This is a genomic window from Nitrococcus mobilis Nb-231 (assembly GCF_000153205.1).
Lineage (GTDB): Bacteria > Pseudomonadota > Gammaproteobacteria > Nitrococcales > Nitrococcaceae > Nitrococcus > Nitrococcus mobilis.
This window is the reverse complement of record NZ_CH672427.1, coordinates 1901004-1918936: the sequence shown is the minus strand read 5'-3', so window position 1 is coordinate 1918936 and position 17933 is coordinate 1901004. Positions and strand designations below refer to the sequence as shown.

19 protein-coding genes and 2 pseudogenes are annotated in these 17933 nt (G+C 61.7%); 14 read left to right on the top strand and 7 right to left on the bottom strand.

Annotation, left to right across the window (positions count from 1 at the left end; genetic code table 11):
• Positions 1 to 129: 129 nt before the first annotated feature.
• Both NB231_RS18530 and NB231_RS08780 read right to left on the bottom strand, forming a co-directional pair.
• Positions 130 to 303, bottom strand: a complete 174-nt coding sequence (locus NB231_RS18530; protein ID WP_156776957.1) for a hypothetical protein — start codon at positions 301 to 303, stop codon at positions 130 to 132.
• Between the two features lie 168 nt (positions 304 to 471).
• Entirely contained in the window at positions 472 to 1539 is a 1068-nt protein-coding gene (locus NB231_RS08780) for a PBECR3 domain-containing polyvalent protein (RefSeq protein WP_005001789.1), read from the bottom strand.
• Between the two features lie 759 nt (positions 1540 to 2298).
• Between NB231_RS08780 and NB231_RS08775 the strand changes: the two genes are divergently transcribed.
• From NB231_RS08775 to NB231_RS08740, 10 genes and pseudogenes are all read left to right on the top strand, one after another.
• Complete coding sequence (locus NB231_RS08775; protein WP_005001785.1) at positions 2299 to 3006, top strand: reverse transcriptase domain-containing protein; 708 nt, start codon at positions 2299 to 2301, stop codon at positions 3004 to 3006.
• A gap of 97 nt (positions 3007 to 3103) precedes the next feature.
• The gene (locus NB231_RS08770) at positions 3104 to 3433 is read left to right on the top strand and encodes a ribbon-helix-helix protein, CopG family (protein ID WP_005001121.1); all 330 of its coding nucleotides are present in this window, start codon (positions 3104 to 3106) and stop codon (positions 3431 to 3433) included.
• 146 nt (positions 3434 to 3579) lie between these two features.
• A complete protein-coding gene (locus tag NB231_RS19565) occupies positions 3580 to 4104 on the top strand; it encodes a recombinase family protein (RefSeq protein WP_005001782.1) in 525 nt (174 codons plus the stop codon).
• 3 nt (positions 4105 to 4107) lie between these two features.
• The gene (locus NB231_RS19560) at positions 4108 to 4389 is read left to right on the top strand and encodes a recombinase family protein (protein ID WP_005001780.1); all 282 of its coding nucleotides are present in this window, start codon (positions 4108 to 4110) and stop codon (positions 4387 to 4389) included.
• Positions 4367 to 4648, top strand: a pseudogene (locus NB231_RS19555) (recombinase family protein); the annotation flags it as partial. The gene NB231_RS19560 and the pseudogene NB231_RS19555, both read left to right, overlap by 23 nt.
• Before the next feature lie 598 nt (positions 4649 to 5246).
• Entirely contained in the window at positions 5247 to 5876 is a 630-nt protein-coding gene (locus NB231_RS08760; RefSeq protein ID WP_156776956.1) for a group II intron maturase-specific domain-containing protein, read from the top strand.
• A gap of 152 nt (positions 5877 to 6028) precedes the next feature.
• Positions 6029 to 6154, top strand: coding sequence for a hypothetical protein (locus NB231_RS20030; RefSeq protein ID WP_005001767.1), 126 nt, complete (start codon positions 6029 to 6031; stop codon positions 6152 to 6154).
• Between the two features lie 108 nt (positions 6155 to 6262).
• On the top strand, positions 6263 to 6829 hold the full coding sequence (locus tag NB231_RS08755; protein ID WP_005001764.1) for a DUF421 domain-containing protein: 567 nt from the start codon (positions 6263 to 6265) through the stop codon (positions 6827 to 6829).
• Positions 6830 to 7019: 190 nt separating this feature from the next.
• A pseudogene (locus tag NB231_RS17650) lies at positions 7020 to 7809 on the top strand (IS5 family transposase).
• A gap of 406 nt (positions 7810 to 8215) precedes the next feature.
• Positions 8216 to 9436 carry a DUF2235 domain-containing protein gene (locus tag NB231_RS08740; RefSeq protein WP_005001758.1) on the top strand — a complete coding sequence of 407 codons (1221 nt, stop codon included), beginning with the start codon at positions 8216 to 8218 and terminating at the stop codon, positions 9434 to 9436.
• Between the two features lie 193 nt (positions 9437 to 9629).
• On the opposite strand, the gene NB231_RS08735 is transcribed toward NB231_RS08740, so the two are convergent.
• Positions 9630 to 10082: a response regulator transcription factor gene (locus NB231_RS08735; protein ID WP_005001757.1), complete on the bottom strand. Its 453-nt coding sequence runs from the start codon at positions 10080 to 10082 to the stop codon at positions 9630 to 9632.
• On the opposite strand from NB231_RS08735, the gene NB231_RS18520 reads away from it, so the two are divergent.
• Positions 10081 to 10401: a hypothetical protein gene (locus NB231_RS18520; RefSeq protein ID WP_156776955.1), complete on the top strand. Its 321-nt coding sequence runs from the start codon at positions 10081 to 10083 to the stop codon at positions 10399 to 10401. The two genes, NB231_RS08735 and NB231_RS18520, sit on opposite strands and share 2 nt — an antisense overlap.
• A 220-nt stretch (positions 10402 to 10621) precedes the next feature.
• On the opposite strand, the gene NB231_RS08725 is transcribed toward NB231_RS18520, so the two are convergent.
• Positions 10622 to 11245: a tyrosine-type recombinase/integrase gene (locus NB231_RS08725; protein ID WP_005001753.1), complete on the bottom strand. Its 624-nt coding sequence runs from the start codon at positions 11243 to 11245 to the stop codon at positions 10622 to 10624.
• 121 nt (positions 11246 to 11366) lie between these two features.
• Between NB231_RS08725 and NB231_RS08720 the strand changes: the two genes are divergently transcribed.
• Both NB231_RS08720 and NB231_RS08715 read left to right on the top strand, forming a co-directional pair.
• The gene (locus tag NB231_RS08720) at positions 11367 to 11825 is read left to right on the top strand and encodes a type II toxin-antitoxin system RelE/ParE family toxin (RefSeq protein ID WP_232210428.1); all 459 of its coding nucleotides are present in this window, start codon (positions 11367 to 11369) and stop codon (positions 11823 to 11825) included.
• A 6-nt stretch (positions 11826 to 11831) separates the two neighbouring features.
• The gene (locus tag NB231_RS08715; RefSeq protein WP_005001748.1) at positions 11832 to 12053 is read left to right on the top strand and encodes a helix-turn-helix domain-containing protein; all 222 of its coding nucleotides are present in this window, start codon (positions 11832 to 11834) and stop codon (positions 12051 to 12053) included.
• Positions 12054 to 12067: 14 nt separating this feature from the next.
• Here the strand turns inward: NB231_RS08715 and NB231_RS08710 are convergent, their stop codons facing one another.
• Together NB231_RS08710 and NB231_RS08705 are read right to left on the bottom strand one after the other, a co-directional pair.
• Positions 12068 to 13462: an MATE family efflux transporter gene (locus NB231_RS08710; protein WP_040662094.1), complete on the bottom strand. Its 1395-nt coding sequence runs from the start codon at positions 13460 to 13462 to the stop codon at positions 12068 to 12070.
• Between the two features lie 400 nt (positions 13463 to 13862).
• Positions 13863 to 15113 carry an FGGY-family carbohydrate kinase gene (locus NB231_RS08705; protein ID WP_005001744.1) on the bottom strand — a complete coding sequence of 417 codons (1251 nt, stop codon included), beginning with the start codon at positions 15111 to 15113 and terminating at the stop codon, positions 13863 to 13865.
• Positions 15114 to 16353: 1240 nt separating this feature from the next.
• Between NB231_RS08705 and NB231_RS08700 the strand changes: the two genes are divergently transcribed.
• The gene (locus tag NB231_RS08700; RefSeq protein ID WP_198007268.1) at positions 16354 to 16977 is read left to right on the top strand and encodes an NlpC/P60 family protein; all 624 of its coding nucleotides are present in this window, start codon (positions 16354 to 16356) and stop codon (positions 16975 to 16977) included.
• A gap of 190 nt (positions 16978 to 17167) precedes the next feature.
• Here NB231_RS08700 and NB231_RS08695 read toward each other — a convergent pair whose 3' ends face one another.
• Entirely contained in the window at positions 17168 to 17707 is a 540-nt protein-coding gene (locus tag NB231_RS08695) for a DUF2147 domain-containing protein (protein ID WP_232210427.1), read from the bottom strand.
• Positions 17708 to 17933 lie beyond the last annotated feature (226 nt).

Below are 17933 nucleotides of genomic sequence, written 5' to 3'. Positions count from 1 at the left end.
GCAACCGAACGCCAGGATATCAGCCGCTGCGCTTAGGTTTTCGGCCTCAGAACGATGGGGGCTTGCCCAGAGATGCACCGCTGTCCCTCCAGTCGGCTGCTGAGCCCGCCCACCAGAGCGGGCCGGAATCTAGCCCTTCGGCTTGGGCTGCGCCCTCGCGAGCTCCCGCGCCTTCTTCGCCGCGCGCTTGTGATCCATCCGGTTCAGCGCGTTCGGCTCGCTCTTGGCCATGTGGTCGTGGGTCGCCGCGAGTGCGGCGAGCGGGTTGCGCAAGGAGGTCTTGCTGCTCTTCTTCGTCGCCATGCTGTCGTTGCCTCGCAAGCTCTAGGATGCGCTCGGGCGCCGGTGCCGTCTCGCCAAGCAGATCGGCCCCCGGCTGTGCCGTTGCGGCGGTTTGTGTGTAAAAGCGTAACGCCTCGGCCAGTTTCTCCCGTCCCGCGGGCCGCGTCCAGCTGCGATTGTTGCGCAACATCAGCCGCAAAAAGAGCTCTGCCACTGGGGTAAGCGCCGCTCAAGGGTGGGGTTGATCCAGGCAAAGCGCCCGTCCGCATCGAACTTCGCCTCGGTGATGATGCGCGCGGACTTCTCGTGGAGCCTCGCCCCCCAAATCCATTCGTTGCGCTCGTTGATCCCGCCGAAGACGTGGAAGGGCAGGCGCATCGCCTGGTCGAGCGGCTGGGCGTCGTACCAGCGGCTCGCCGCGCGCTGACGGGCCTGCGCGCCGCCACGGGCGGTCGGGTCGGTCACATCCTCGCGCAGCGCGTAGCGGATGTCGGGGTTGGCGTGGCGCGCCATTACGGAGAAGCGGTTGGCATCCGCAGGCACCGGCACTATAGTAACGGTATTCCCGCCATCGCTTCGGGCGTTGGGATCGAGGGTCTCCAAAATGCTGGCGGCATTCATCGTGGCGGGATACTTCCTCATCGACTGCGCCGCCAGATTTTTCCGGCCTGTTCTAACCTCCTCAAGGTATAACGTCGAACCGTCTTTTTGCCGCTTGACATAGATCACTTGATCGCGGCCAAGGCGATTCTTCGTGCCGAAGATCACTGTATCCGGGCTAGACAGCAACTCCGGCAAGCGCAGCAGATCCTCATCCGTGACGGCCACTTGACCGCGAGGTTCTTCTCGGGCCGCATCGCCGTGGACCTTGCGGATATGGCGAACTGCCGAGGTGTCTATGATGTGAACAAAGCCAGCCAGATCCAACCCAGCCTTTTCCTTGGCAACGCCAACAAGCCAATCGGACACAGCCCCAAGCGTGGCCTTTCGTTGCAGATTGCCAGTTCGACTCGCTGATTCAAGGACATCGGCTATTTCGGAAGTCTGGAATCGAACCCGAGGATCAGCCGGGTCAATGGCGCTACCAGCCGCCTGTGGGCTTACAAACCGCCCTTGCGCATCGCGCGGCTGCCGGGCGCCCACCTCGCCACGCTCGATTGCGCGGAAGACGCTATCGGCGGTGTGGAAGCCGCGCCCGCGCAGCGCATTACCGAGTGCGCGCAGGAAATCGCGGATGCGCTCAAAGGCCCGGCGCACAAACCCTCTCGCCTCACCGCGCCCGCCCAGTCGGCGTGCAGTTCGGCCACCGCCTCCTCGGTGAGCTTATCCTCGCTGAGCCCAAGGGGTGCGTAGCGCTTGCGCACCCGGCCCATGAGGGCGGTATCGGCGAGCACCGCACGAGTGAGCGTGCGCCACTCAGTCTCCCGAATCAGCCCTAGGTCGCGCAGCGCGGAATAATAAGGGACAATAAGGGACAGACCACGGTTTCTCGACGGAGATTAACAGACTGAATCGTGGTCTGTCCGTACGCAGTAACAACAGTAAGTCTAGCGGGTTAAAGTCCCGTCCGGGGAGTTGTCCGTACGCCCCGGTAGCATGAGGAAGCGGCGTCGCGGTAACGCGGGGTCGTAAGTTTCCGCACAGCAAGAGAGCAGGCCGTAACGCAAGTGAACCCATGAGTAGCCTCGTAAACGAACTGGAGAAGCCGACCCTGTGGACAGAAGGGGAAGGCCGCTGGATGGACGCCGGAACAACGGAAGTAGCGGCCATCGACTCCGGGGGTAGCAGGGTCGGCATGTTCTCGAAGATTTGCTGTCCAGTGCTGGAGATCCATTTCGGGGGGTGGGGAGGCCACCGACCGATGCGTATAAGGAAACGAAAGCGCTTCGGCCCGAAATGGAAATCGGAGGGGTTCGAAGTACCGTTCGAGGCGAAGGGACAACACAACCCCCGCCGAGGGAAGGGACCCTGCTTTGTTCATGCAACCGAAGGGCGGAGGATCAGGGGATTGCGGAAATGCTAGCCACCCCGGCTACGATCAGGACGCTCCAGAGGAAGCTCTATGCCAAGGCCAAGCGAGAACCGGCCTACCGTTTCTATGCGCTTTACGACAAAGTCAGCCGGGAAGACATCCTCAGTCATGCCTGGCGACTTGTCCGGTCCAACGGAGGCAGTCCCGGCATCGACGGGATCGGCTTCGGGGCCATCGAGCACGGAGAAGGGGTAGACAGGCTATTGCGGGAATTGGCCCGTGATCTGCAAGCGAAGAACTACCGAGCCCAACCGGTACGGCGCGTGATGATCCCCAAGGCGGACGGCAGTCTACGGCCGCTGGGGATACCGACGATCCGCGACCGGGTGGTGCAGATGGCGGTGAAACTCGTCATCGAACCGATCTTCGAAGCCGGCTTCTGTCCGAACTCGTACGGATTCCGGCCCAGGAAATCGGCCCACGATGCCGTGGACGACATCGCCAATACGCTTTGGGCCGGCCACACTCAAGTCATCGATGCCGACCTGTCGAGATGTTTTGACAGCATCCCGCACGCCAAGTTGTTGGTCGTAGTGGCCGAGCGCATTGTCGATGGGGGCATTCTCGCCCTGATCAAGCAATGGCTCAAAGCTCCGGTCATCGGCGAAGATGAAAGCGGAACCCGTAAGGCGGTAGGTGGCGGCCAAGGTAGCAGCCGAGGGACGCCGCAAGGCGGCGTTAGCACGCCCTGAACGCAAAGGGTAACTTCGGCTTCGATCGGACAATCCCGCTCGACCGTTCCCGTTCTGTGCTTGATTTGCGTCTCAGGAGGTAATATACGTATGTCATATGTCGCGATCGACCGATACGCAGAAGGCGCAACGTCTCAATGCGGCCTATGGGTTGCTCGCGCGTGGGCTGAAGGTGGCGGAGGCTGCCGTGTTGTTGTCGCGCCAATTCACGCTGTCCCGACGTCAGGCCTATCGCTACATCGAGGCGGCCCAGGCAATCGGCCGGCCGGTGCCAGTGACCGAGCCAACGACGGCCGTGACGTTCAAGCTTCCGCCCAGTTTGGTCGACGCGATTCGAACGCGGGCTGCGGCCGAGGAGACGACGATCAGCGACATGGTCAGTCGGGCGCTGCGCGCGTTTCTCGACGAAGCCGGCGGCAATGGCTGACCGGCGCGGCGCCAGTGATCGCAGCGTCCGTCTCGAGCATGCGTTTGACCGTCTCCTCGCCGTCAAACTGGAACAGGTCTATGGGATTTTGGTACCGGAGCGGGTCCGTGTCGCCGGTGTGGGACCGTGCGTAAGGGAGGGGAGCGATGAAGATCGCCGCGATTTATGCCCGGGTATCCTCCGACCAACAGAAGGGAGCGAACACGATCGCCAGCCAAACCGCGGCATTGATCGAGTTCGCCCGCGAGCAGGGGTTCACCGTACCCGATGAATGGATAATCGAGGACGAAGGTTTCAGCGGCGCCAGCCTGCTGCGGCCCGGCTTGGAGCGGCTGCGCGACCTCGCGGCCGAGGGCCAAATCCAAGCAGTGCTCATCCACTCGCCGGATCGGCTGAGCAGAAAGTATGCCTATCAGGTTCTGCTGACCGAAGAGTTCGCCCGCCATGGTGTCGAAGCCATCTTCATCAAGGCGCCGCATTCCGCCACGCCCGAAGATCAGCTCATGCTGCAATTCCAAGGGATGATCGCCGAGTACGAACGCGCCCAGATTCTCGAACGCTCCCGCCGTGGCAAGCGTCAGCGCGCCAAATCGGGCGAGATCTCCGTGCTCGGCGGGGCGCCCTACGGCTATCGCTACATTCGCAAGATGCCCGAAACGCTGGCGCGTTAGGAGATGGATGCCGCCGAGGCGGCAGTCGTGCGGCTGGTGTGTGAGAAATACACCGTAGACGGTGTGAGCATGGGCGCCATCGCCCGGCTGTTGCGGGAGATGGGCCCTCCGACTCGCCGGCGAGTGACCCGTTGGGAGCGTTCGGTCGTGTGGGGGATGTTGCGCAATCCCGCCTATAAGGGCACCGCCTGCTTCAACAAGACACAGGTCGGGCCGAGGCAAAAGGTGACCAAGCCATTCCGTCTGTCGGGTCGGTCGGTCCATGGTGAAGACCAGCGCACATGAGCGGCCGCGCGAGGAATGGATCGAAGTGCCGGTCCCCGCCCTTGTCAGCGAGGAAACCTTCGCTTTGGCGGCCGAGCGCTTGGCCGACAACAAGCGTTTCGCACCGCGCCGGACCATCGAGCCCAGCCTTGTGCAGGGCTTGGTCTCGTGCCGCAAATGCGGCTACGCGCTCTACCGCGCGTCGACCCGCACGAGTGCACGCAAAATCCACTATTACCGCTGCCTGGGTTCGGATGGCTGGCGTCATCTCGGCGGATCCGTGTGCGACAGTCGCCCGATCCGCCAGGACCTGCTCGACCACATCGTGTGGCAGGAGGTGATGCGGCTGATCGCCGATCCGGGGCTCATCAACGCCGAGCTTGACCGCCGCCTGGATGCGGCCCGTGCGAGTGAACCGACGAAGAAACGCCAGGACGCTGTCGAACGCGACCTCACGCGCCTGAGCAAAAGCATGGACCGCCTGGTGACCGCCTACCAGGAAGACCTCGTGTCTTTGGACGAACTGCGAGGCCGCATGCCCGAACTGCGGGCCCGCGAACAGGGATTGAAATCCGAGCTGCAGGCAATCTTCAGTCAGGCCGCCGACCGCATGTCGTTCCTGCGTTTGGCCGAAACATTGACCGCTTTCCTCCAGCGACTGCGGGAATCGGCAGAGACTTTGGAAATCAGTGACCGCCAGAGAATCGTCCGCTTGCTGGTTAAGGAGGTCTTGGTTGATGATGATACTATCACCATCCGCCACTCGATCCCGGCGCAACCAACTACGCCTTCGGCCAGCACCCAACCGCCACCCTCCAATGGCAATGTGACGATCCCCGACCAAAGTTACCTTTTGCGTTCAGGGTGTCAAAACGCCGCTGCTGGCCAACGCCTACCTGCATATCCTGGACCGGCTGTGGCAACGGCATCGCCTGCGCGAGAAACTAGGTGCGCACCTCGTCCGCTATGCGGACGATTTCGTGGTGCTGTGCAAGAAGGGTGTGGAAGAACCGCTGAAGGTGGTGCGCCACGTACTGGAACGGCTGGACCTCAGCCTCAACGAGGCTAAGACCCACATCGTGGACGCCAACGAAGCGAGCTTCGACTTCCTGGGTCTCACGATCCAGATGAGTCGGGGGGCGAAGTCGGGCAAACCGTATCCGAACGTCCGTCCGTCGGACAAGGCCGTGAAGAAGATTACGGTGCAACTGACGGAACTGACAAAACGGGAGCTGACCTGCATTCCGCTGGGGGACGTGGTGGCGAACGTGAACCGCAGCCTGAGAGGCTGGGCGAACTACTTCCACTACCGGAACTCCTCCGACAGGATGAGCAAGGTCAGATACCACGCGGAAGAACGGCTGCGTACCCACTTGCGGAAGCGCTACAAAGTCAGGAATCGAATGGCGGGGCTGGTCAAATTCCCGCGCCGAGACCTGTATGAGCGCTACGGGCTATACAAACCTCCCATGGAAGCCGGCTGGAAAACGGCGCATGCCTCGGCATGAAGAACATCGGAAAGCCGTGTGCGGGAAAATCGCATGCACGGTTTGATGAGGGAGGGCAGGCGAGAGCCTGTTCTCTACTCTACCTTATTGTTCTTATTGTTCTTATTGTTCTTATTGTTCTTATTGTTCAGTCAGCAGAGGATGGATACGCCGTGAGCGAGCCTACGCTGCGCGCTCTTTCGCAACCAGAGACCGAGATCACGGCGCCGCTCCATGCGCTGCTGCGCCGAGGCGCGCGGGATCTGATCGCTCAGGCGGTGGAGGCAGAGCTAGATTAGACGGGGCGTCAACGGTAACACTGCGAAGTTACGAGGAAGTCACAATGGTTTAATATCGAAGACTTCCACCTAATCACCGTTCGGCGGCGGAGGGATAACTTGGAAGACATGCTATATAGCGGCTCGGAGAGCCTCATCCGGACGTTGGTCGTTGGGGTGCTGGCCTACGTCTCGCTCGTGGTTTTGCTGCGGATCTCGGGCAATCGGACGCTCTCCAAGATGAACGCCTTTGACTTGGTTGTGACGGTCGCCCTCGGCTCGACTCTGGCCACTGTGCTGCTGAGCAAGGACGTCTCCCTGGCCGACGGGATACTGGCCCTTGCTCTGCTTATCGGGCTTCAGTTCGCCGTCACATGGACCAGCGTCCGGGCGCGTTGGGTGCGGCAATGGGTCACGGGGGAACCGCTTATGCTGCTTTACCGCGGCGAGTTTCTACCCGCAGCCCTCCGGCGGGGGCGGGTAGCCGAAGACGAGGTGCGGGCGGCGATCCGGTCGGCCGGGCTTGCGTCCTTGAATGAAGCCGAAGCCGTCGTCCTGGAGACGGACGGATCGTTCAGCGTCATCCGCCGGGGCGACGGGAACGGCCCTCTGAGCCTCGATGGCGTCCGTGGGCCGCGGCTGAGTAGCGAGTCCGCCGAACCAGGCGCTGCATCTGGCCGCGACGGCAGTAGCTGATTTCGGCGTTCAAGCTCCCTCAGCGCCGCATCACGCTAGGCCGCCAGGTTACCTCTGTACGCGTAGGCAGCGACGATGCTAACGGCGCACCCGTACACCTCGACCTCGCACACGGGGGCTACAAGCTGCGTTTTCTGCAGGGTAAGCCTAAGAGCCTGTTCACAATCTCTCTTTTCCTGATAATGAGGGGATGAGGAAGCAATATTCAAGCGATATCACGCGCGAGCAGTTTGAACAGATCAGACCCTTACTGGAGAGTGCGCGCAAGCACACCAAATCGAGGACGGTGGATCTCTACGAGGTGTTCTGCGCGATCCTGTATCTACTCAAAAGCGGTTGTCAGTGGCGAATGTTGCCAGGCGAGTTTCCAAAGTGACGCACGGTTCATTTCTACTTTGCCAAGTGGAGCGAACCGCGAGGAGAGGATGGCAGCCTGCTGGAGCAGGCGTTAAAAAAATCAGGTTGGCGCGGCCCGTACCAAACAGGGGCGTAGCGCCACAACGAGCTTTTTGATCGTTAATGCACAGAGTGTGAAGAACACGGACAGCGCCGAACACAAGGGATATGACGCGGGCAAGGAGGTCTCGGGAATCAAGCGCCCTATTGCGGTGGATACCCAAGGGTTGCCGCATGCCATCGGGATCACCACGGCCGATGTGACCGACCGCAAAGGGGCCTTGGCGGCCATGGATCGCTGCGCATCGAATCTACAGTCGGTTCAGAGCGTATTGGTGGATGGGGGTTACACGGGGCGCCCTTTTGCGCAAGCCGTACAGAAGAAGCTTCAGGCGACGGTACAGGTGGTCAAACGCAACGAAGCGCACACCTTTGTCGTGCTGCCCCAGCGTTGGGTCGTGGAACGCTCCTTCGGCTGTCTGGAAAAATGCCGCCGCTTATGGAAGAACTGCGAGCGTACGCTCAATACCAGTCTGCAGTTCGTCCATCTGACGTTCCTCGTTCTGCTCATTAGAAGATTGTGAGCAGCCTCTTACCAGTGAGCGCGGTCTCTGGTCGTGAAGGAGCACCCACCGTAGACTCGCTCATGGCGTATCCACCCTCTCTGCTGACTGTGATCTTGGTCGTGAGCAGTCAGCAGGATACGCTACCTCTTCTATTTCCCCTCATACACCAAAAATGAGCTTAACCCCCGAGAGGCGCGTGCTCTGGCATCGTAGACGAGCTGGGCACGCCGCCCCAGCGAAGAGCTCGGTAAGATACTCCGGCAGGCCGCCTCATCCGGGAAGCGTCGCTCGAACTCCTTTAATGTCGTCGGGAACTCGCACCAGAGCTAATCCGGGTCCTCTACACTCATCCTTTGCTCTAAGCTCATATTAGAAATGCCGTAAAATATACATATATTAGGTGCTAAGCGCATAGGTATGCATAATGGCTCTGCGTCGATTTCTTGTATGCTTCGACGGTACTTGGAACACTCCGGACTCTGGGGAGAAGCCGACCAATGTCGTGAAGCTGCTGCGCGCCGTGTGCAATCAGGCGGGCGGGGTCAGCCAGACGTGTTTCTATGAGAAGGGTGTGGGAACCGACGGTCCGGTCGATCGCCTGCTTGGCGGCGCATCGGGTAAGGGCCTGACGGCCAATTTGGTCAATGGATACCGTTTCCTGGCCAACAACGTCGACTCCGATGACGAAATCTACGTTTTCGGGTTCTCCCGTGGTGCGTATACGGCGCGGAGCTTAGTGGGTTTCATTGCCCTTGCCGGGCTGCTCTCACCGTTGGAGCTCGGCCGCAACCTGGGGCGGGTGCTCGAGGTGTACCGCGAAGAACACCTGAGCTTGGCGCAAAAGCGCGAGAGGATCGACGAGCTGGGCATTAATCGTCGCCCGGATGTGGGTATCCGCTGCGTCGGTGTCTGGGACACCGTCGGATCACTGGGTATTCCCGGAGACCTCGGTCGGCGGTTAGCGAAGAAGTATTACTTTCACGACGTGCAGCTGAGCAGCAAAGTCGACGTCGCTTTGCATGCCGTTGCCATCGATGAGAAACGCAGTGCATTCGCGCCGACGCTGTGGGTTCGCAAAGAGGATGACGCACCGGTTGAGGGGCAAACTGTCGAGCAGGTGTGGTTCTGCGGCGTTCACTCGAATATCGGCGGCTCCTATGCCGATGCGGGGTTGTCCGACATCGCGCTGGAGTGGATGATCAAGCGCGTTGCCGCCAACACCGGCTTGGCGTTCGACGAGGAATACATCCGCGAGCACGTCAAACCCGATATCAGGGGCGACGGCATCGACAGCCGAACTGCTTTGTACAAGGGCAGCGTCGCCTTCCCATACCAGCGACTGGTCAACCAATGCATACCGAAGGGCTCCGGTATCGGCGACTGGTTTCGCGATACCTTCCGCAGTCTCGACCGGCGCAATATTCCCCCCGAGGGATCGGTGTTCATAAACGAGCGGATTCATGTCTCGACTCTAGAGCGATGGGCTAAGACGGTCGTCCACGACAACACACCGGATACGCCCTATCGTCCGTCGAACCTTGCCGCTGCAATTCGCCGACACTCGCGCGACGGGGGTGTGCCAGTGGTTGGCTGGGACGGCGAGATCATTCCGGGGGAAACGGTGAAATGGCCGCCTGTCGACTGACCCGTAGTCCGACAAGGTCGTTGAAAAAATTGGGTTCTACCCGACCAGGTCAGATGTGAAACATATGTCGCAAGAAGAACTACAAACCGAGTTGAGCGAAGCCGCGCGCCTTAAGCGGTAGTGTCCAGAATCTTTCGCACTTTGTCTAATGTCTTGGCTCCGAAATCAACCGGACACAACCGGCACCAGCGCCTCACACTGCCGTTAATTTAGCGACCAGCTCGAAGCGATTGTGCACTTCCAGCTTTTCGTAGAGCCGTCGGGTGTGGGTGACGACCGTGTGCGAACTCATGTTCATCTGCCCGGCGATTATTGCATTGGGGACGCCCGTGGCCAGCAGCAGACGGATCTGCATCTGACGTTGCGACAAGCCTGGCATGTCCCCCAGCCGACGAACAATACGCACCGTTTGCGGCTCCTGATGACGAATATGAATGCCGACCAGCGGCACAGCTTCCGGCGTGGTTTCCGGCAGTCCATCCGGATTCAAAACGTAGGCTCGAAAGGTGAAGCCGCCCAAGCAATTACGGTAATGATAGGTGGGCGGAGCACAGGCGTCGCGCCCATTGAAAACCGCAGCCAGGCGCCGACAAAGCTCTACGACCGGGGCAGGCAATTCCAGTTCAGTGCTGCGGATTCCGGCCATGATCGTCGGTTGGGTGGCTCAAAATCAGGAGCCGGCGCGCTTCCGCCGACTGACGGCGTATCTTGCCTTTGAGATCGGCGATAATAAATCCCCCATATCCGCTGTCCACCAGCGGAACCTCGCCGGCGGGCGCGGCGGCCAGCGCATGCGTAATGAAAGGGACCAATTTTGTCAATGGACGCTTATCTTCGGCCGTGAATTCGGGATCGCACTTGGCTCGAAACAACACCAACCCGCCAATGGCGACACCGCGCTCTCTCGCGACCGTGTGCAGGCTAGTGTCGCATCACTCGTAAAGCGTCGTAAGACTCTCCTCTAAGCAGCCAATGGAAACCCGCTTCGGCGGGTTTTTATACCTGCTTTCGGCCGGTTGGTTTAGCCAATAGGTATACCGAGAGGGAAAGCCCGCTCGTGTGCGGTTCCGACCAGATCGGTGGCCAGAGTGAACTTCTCCTCATGAGTGAAAGCGCCAGTTCTTCTTTGGCCGCATTGGGTCGGTGAGCGACCATCGCACGGACGGTCCTCACCGGCTCCGACGGCTAGACTTCCGTCTGTTCAGCTATCTCGAGGGCGTCATCAACCTCGATTCCCAGATACCGGACTGTGCTCTCCAGCTTCGTGTGGCCAAGCAACAGTTGAACGGCTCGGAGGTTCCGCGTTCGGCGGTAGATCAGGGTCGCTTTGGTGCGGCGTAACGAATGTGTGCCGTATGCGGCCGGATCGAGCCCTATTTGTGCCATCCAGGACTCGACGAGTCTCGCATACTGCCGTGTCGAGATGTGAGGCGAGCGAGTCATTCGACTCGGGAACAGGAATTGGTCTGCGCTCAAGTGTGCTTCTGCGATCCCGGCGCTGGCGGCCTCGCGCGTCTGCTCACTCAGCTCGAACTGCACCGGCCGTTGCGTCTTCGACTGCATCACGATTGCCCGCCGAGCGACCTGCGTGCCGGGCTGCACATCGCGGACGCGGAGTCGCACCAGATCACAGCCTCGGAGTTTGCTGTCGATGGCCAGGTTGAACAGCGCAAGCTCGCGAGTCCGATGGGCCAGTTGCAGGCGCACGCGGAGCGCCCAGATCTCTCTCACCTTCAGGGGCGGCTTCTGGCCAATGATTTTGCCCTTGTTCCACGGTGCTGCCGGCTTGGCATTGCTATATGGATACATGGTCTGATTCCTCATCATTGGGGAGGAAAGCAGATTATCTACTCGCTGCGGCATTTCTCGCGTGGCGGCGGGTGTCAGCGGTCGTGCCCATGAACCCGAATCTGACAATATGCGGTCTGGCGTGGAACTAATCCATTGGATTAGACCCCAAGTCTATGATAACCATTGCCGAAGTCCCGGAGTTCATCCGCCGGGCGGAGAGCTGCTGAGCGATCAGAAGCGCCGGAACGTCATGGACTACCTCGCCGCGCACCCGAGGGCGGGTGACCTGATGGAAGGTACCGGCGGGGTGCGTAAGCTCCGGTGGCGCCGAGGCGGACGAGGCAAGAGTGGCGGGGTCCGCGTCATCTACTACTTCCGCAGCGAGGCGATGCCGTTGTACCTGCTGACCCTGTTCGGTAAGCACGAGCAGGCCAACCTGAGCAAGGCCGAGCGCAACGAACTGTCCAAGCAGGTGCAGGTGCAGGTGCAGGTGCAGGTGCAGGTGCAGGTGCAGGTGCAGGTGCAGGTGCAGGTGCAGGTGCAGGTGCAGGTGCAGGTGCAGGTGCAGGTGCAGGTGCGGGCTTGGATCAAGAGGTGATCTCACATGGGTAGCGGATTCGATAGCATCAAGACCGGCCTGGAAGAGGCCATCGACCATGCCAAGGGCAGCAAAACGCACGGTCGCATCTACCGGCCGGAACCGGTGGATGTAATGGCGCTGCGCCGGCGCCTCGGTATGACACAGGAGCAGTTTGCGGCGCGCTTCGGCGTCTCCGTAGCGTCGCGGCGGAGGCGCCGACGCGCGTGGCGACCTGACCCAAGCTGACACGGCCTCTTCGCTTATCCACCCGCCTTATTTCCCGCTTTGAAGTTTTCACGGGCGGTGGAGCTCCCTGCTGGGGATGCGGACGCCGGCCGCTGTACGCGCCACCGGTACCAGCCGGCCATAGCCACACCGCGCGCGCCCAAAAATGCTAGAAACGCCAGCCATAATCCGTGGTTGCCCCATAGGTTGATTAGCCAGATCGACAGCGGCACGAACACGCCAAAGGTGGCGATGAGCATGGCGTTACGCATCTCGCGCGCCCAGGTCGCGCCGATGAACACGCCGTCGTAGACGAACGACCAGACCGACACCAGTGGCGACAGCACCATCCACGGCAGAAACGCGTAGGCGGCGGCGCGTACGTCGGGCAGATCGGTCAGCAGGTTGATCAGTCCGCGCCCGGCCAGCCAGTAGAGCAGGGTAAAACCACCGGCGATGCCCAACGACCAGATCAGCACGGTGTTGACCGCGGCGCGGAAGGACACGAGCGCACGCTGCCCCCAGGCGCGGCCCGCGATCGCCTCGGCGGCGTGGGCAAAACCATCCAGCCCATAGGACAGCATGTTTTGCAAATTCAGCAGTAGAGCGTTGGCCGCTAGCACTACCGCGCCCAGCCGCGCACCCAGCGCCGTGAACAGCGCGAACGAAACCATCAGGCACAGAGTGCGAATCAGGATATTGCCGTTGACGGTGATCAGCTCAAGCCAGGAGCGCAAGTCACGCAGTCGTCGCGCCTCCCAGGCTGCCGGATAGGCACGCAGCACGCGGTAGGCCAGCCACGAACCCGCGACCAGGCCAGCGGTCTCGCCGCACGCCGAGGCCAGCGCGATGCCTTCCACACGCATGCCCAGGCCATAAACGAACGCGACATCCAGGCCGGTGTTGACCAGGTTGATGGTGAGCATCATCGCCAGCGGGGCCTTCGCCGTCTGCATGCCCAAAAACCAGCCGATCAGGGCATAGTTAGCCAGCACCATCGGTGCGCTCCAGATACGCACCGTGAAATAGTTGCGGACGTAGCCTGCAGCCTGCTCGCCAGGCGCCATCAGCACCACCGCCAGTTCGCGCAGCGGCCATTGCAGGATCAGCAGCACGGTCGCCAGCCCCAGCGCCAGTAGCAGCGCCTGCGCCAACACGCTGCGCGCCGCGCTGAAATTGCCCCGGCCGTGCGCCTGGGCGGTGAGCCCGGTGGTGCCCATACGCAGGAAGTTCAGTCCCAGAAACAGGAAGTTGAAGATCGTCGTGCCCGCGGCGACCGCGGCCAGATAGGCCACATCCGGCAAATGTCCGGCGACCGCCGTGTCCACCATGCCCACCATCGGGACTGACAGGTTGGACACGATCATTGGTAGCGCGATAGCGAGTGTTCGTTTATGCAAAGCGGCGGACATGTCGCTATTGTCCCGCATCGCCTGGCTCGTTCTAGGGAGGCGTGGCTTTATCCTGACCTGGATGATCCCAACGCACCCCGCAAGACGGTACGCCTGGCGCCGGGGTGCTGACCAAGTGACCGGTGGCAAAGCACGTGAACAAGCCGCGGAACGACAATCCCGAGCGGGATTGAGCCTATATCGGTAGCACGGATCGCTAGGCGACGGCGTAATAGCGTTGCGGCGGATGGTAAGGACTGCTACGACTTCACGAGCACCGAGAGGTGCTTGATTTGCAACACCAAGTTGCGGCTGGCTGCCTGAAAGACATTGCTGCGCGCCAGCATATGGCACAGCGCACCGCGATCGTGCTTAATGTGTGGGAAACAAGACCTGACGCTAAATACACTCGTTTGCTGGCAAGCTTTGACGGCGCCCCTCAGCTGAGGGCAGCGAGCGCGAGGCGCGCGGCGCCCACGGCCGCCTGCTCGGCGGCGGCGGGTCGCATGGAAACGCCCAGCACCCGCGCTCGGATCACCGTCCAGGTGGCATTAAGCGCGCCCCCGCCGACGCTGCGCACGGCGACCAGCGGCGGGCCGCCGAGTTCAGCCAGCCGGTTGTAGCCGAGCGCCTCCACCCGCGCGATCCCTTCCAGCAGCCCATGCAGGAACGCGGCGTCATCATCCGGCCGTGGGGTTACACGCGGTGCCAGCGCGGGATCGGCGATCGGAAACCGCTCACCTGGCCGCAGCAATGGGTAATAATCGAGCGAGCTTTCGACCGCTGGATCGATCGCCGCACTGAGACGCGCGAGCACCGCCGGCTCGAAATGGGCCGCCAGTACAGCACCGCCGACGTTCGAGGCGCCGCCCGCGAGCCAGCGATCGCCGAGCCGATGGCTGTAGATGCCGAATTGCGGCGCAAAGAGTGGCGTATCGGAAAGCTGCTTCAGCGTGAGCGTGGTGCCGAGCGAGGTCACCCCCTCACCAATCTCGGTCGCGCCGGTGGCGAGGAAGGCGGCGCAGCCGTCGGTAGTGCCGGCGGCAATAATGGTTCGGCGCGGCAAGCCGAGCGTATCGGCGACATCGGGTAGGATCGTCCCGAGCGGCGTTCCGGGTGGGTGCACGGAAGGCAACCGCGCCGGATCGGCGCTGAGCCGGGAAAGAAAGTTGGGCCAGCGTCGCGAAACCGGGTCATAGCCGGTCTTGAGCGCGTTGTTCTCATCCGTGGCATCGAACTGGCCGGTGAACCGCCCGGCGATCCAGTCCGCCTGGTGCAGCATCCGTGCGAGCCCAGGGAGATACTGCAGGTGCAGAAATTTGGCGAGCGGCGAGGTGGCGCCGTGCGCGGCACTGGTGGCCGGCAAGATGTCCACCAGAGATGCCACGTTCTCAGGATCGGCCGGATCGTTGTAGAGGCTGGCGGGGCCGAGCGGTCTTCCCGCCGCATCAACCGGTAGCACCGTCCCCGAGGTGCCGTCGATCGCAAGCGCGCACGCGGCGGCCAGGCTCGCCCGCCCGCGCAGCGCGGCAAGCGCTCGGGCAACAGCGTGCCACCAGGCTCCGGGATCGCGGTTCCGGGTGGGCGCGATCGGCGCCGCCCCGGTCGCCAGCACCAAAGCATCGGGATCCACAAGTGCAGCCCGGGCGCCGCCGGTGCCGAGGTCGATCCCGATCGCGACACCGCTCATCGGCGTGCGGCTGCGGTCAGTGGCAGAGCACCTGGATGTGGATCTTGTCGCCAGGGTTTTTGCGGGTGTGGCTGGTGAAATACCATGAATCGGCCTCGAACTCGGCAATCTGCTGCGGCATTAGCTGCGCTGTCGCGCGGATCGGGTCCGTGCGAGCCGTGCAGGCCGATCTGCACGCCGGCGTTATGGTCTGGCGCGGCGGAGCTGTGGAGATACGCTGCCGTCGCCGGCCCGACTAGGTTTTTGTGATCTATTATGGCGTAATGTCCACGCTTGACAACGGTGAGCTAGTGGAGCTGTGGGGCAACGGGGTGAGGCCGTAGATTGGGCTGAATTGCGCTGCCGCTATCGTGGGCTCGCAAGCCCAGGGAACACGATCTGCGATTACAAAAGCGCCAGCGCCTCGGCGACGGTTTCGGAGCCCGGCAATTGGGCGAGGGCGAGCGGGCTGCCGCGCTGGAACGGGTCAACAGCGAGCCCTATCAGGGTGCCAGCGTGCGCGTGATCCACTCCAGTGGGCCCAACCGTGGCCGTCCGATGCCCTCGGCGTGCGCCGCGGTTACCGTCTACGGGTATTCAATAACAACCGCTAAAGCGAGAAACCATTTTTCGGGTCACATCTTGCTCTGCCATATTCCGTCTCGGACGATCCGGCTGGCCGTGGCGTAGCGCAAGTCGAAGTATTCCCCGATGGCCCTCAAACTTACCTTGTTCGATTGCGGCGTTGCGGCTGGCTTTCTCGCATGCATTGCTGCGCGCCATCCTATGATAGAGCGCACCGGAGAACTCGATTCGCAGTGAGTGGCACATAGTGACGTGGGTATCGCGCACAATGTATTAAAACAAAACCTGACAATAAATATTCTTACTGGTGCATCCGTGTATTGCCGAATTTCTTCGATGATGCCCTTTTGTTCAGAGGTCGATCGCCGGGCTTCCCGCCACACGCCCACTGGCGGGCCGCCAATCTGTTGAAATTGCCGGGTGCCATGAATCGAGGCCCACGCAACCACGTGCTCCGCTACGAGGGCAGCTCAAAACATCATGTCTAGGGAGGTTGCCCGATGGCACCCCTACCGTTGCGAGCTTTCAACAGGCTCGCTTTCAACAGGCTCGGTCCTGCAATCTCCACAAACTCCACGCATAATGGGTGCGATTCCCTTTCTCGAACTCCCGCACCGTCAGCTTGGCCCGGTTCAAGGGGCCATTGAGACGGAATGGTGCGTAGCGGCACGCACAGTTGCGAAGCCCGCCGGCACGGCTCATCCTTTGGGATATGGGCAACCCCGCGCCGCGCTTCACAGAGCATTCCCGGTCCGGTCAGCCACGGACCGACACCGACGGCGTGAACCCGACTCGACAGGGCCCGGGAGACCGATTGTGCCGGTTCGAGTTCGTGCTCGCGTTCGCTGCCGCGTTGCTACTTGCCCTGGCGGGATGCGCAGAGCTCCCGGAGAAGCGGCCCGCGGTGGCGGGGAGCATGCCGGCGGGTGGCGGCGATATTGCCCGCGCCTTATACACCCAGCTTGCCGAATGGCGGGCAGTCGAATACCGGTATGGCGGTACTTCCAAACGGGGTGCGGACTGCTCCGGCTTTGTCTATGTGACCTACCTTTCGCGGTTCGGCATCCATCTGCCCCGCAGCACGGAGCGGCAGGCCCGCGCCGGCCCGCGGGTCAGCGTGAACCGGCTGCACCCCGGTGACCTGGTGTTCTTTCACACAGGCTGGGGCAAACGCCACGTCGGCATCTACATCGAGGGCGGGCGTTTCATCCACGCCTCCACGAGTTCCGGCGTAACGATGAGCCGGCTCGACAGTGGCTACTGGAAATCCCACTTCTGGAAGGCGGTTCGCGTCATGTAACCAGGCGCGTCCTACCGCGTGCGCCGCGTTGGTGTGCGTTCGGCCACTTGCTGCTCTAGCCAACCGAACCTGATTTGGAGCCAGTCAGAGTCGGTTCGAGGCCACTATCATGGCTGGGAATTGCCGGGGCAGCATCAGAACAAACGGGATTTGGCGGTGCGGATACGGGCTTACCCCACCGCGGTGATCGTTACCGCTCCACCGGCAACCACTCCTGCGTACGGTAGAAGAACGTCACGTAGCCGCGGATCTTGAGCTTGCCGTTCTCCACCCAGAGCTTGCAGCGATAGGTCTTGCCATTTTCTGGGTCCAGGATCGCGCCGCCTGACCAGGCGTCGCCGTCCGGCTTCATTCCGTGGAGAATGACCATGCCTTCGATAGGCTCGTCTTTTCGATCGCCTTCGCACTTCTCGCAAACGGGATTGGGATTGTCCGGCGGGGGATTCAGCAGCTCGATCACGCGGCCATAGAGCGTGCTGTCCTGCTCGTAGATTTCCACGATGGATTTGGCTTCGCCGGATTCGTCATCGATGGTTTTCCACAGCCCGATCGGCGAGGTCGCGAAAACGGCTGACGGCACAAACAACAGAATCAGCACGGCTGTTAGAAGTCGTGATCGCATCTTGCTTTTCTCCTCCTCGTGCGGCAATTCGAGGGGATACGCTTTTAATTCCTGCCGGTGTTTCTCGGCTTCGGATCGGTTTACTCGTGGGGCGGCGGGCTCCTTCACGCTGAATACCTTATCTGGACCGTGTTCGCCTATGGGCATGGCCTCGATATCCCCAACTGCGCGGCTGCCTTGGCCCCTACCTGCCCAGCGCTCTGAGCGCCTGGATACTGCTCGAAGGCGATATCCTGATGCGGCCACTATCTTCTACTGTGCAGCAAAAACGATTTCACGCTGGAGCCGGCGAGGGGATCCCTCGCCGCCGCGCCTGCGCGCTAAAGGGGGCGGT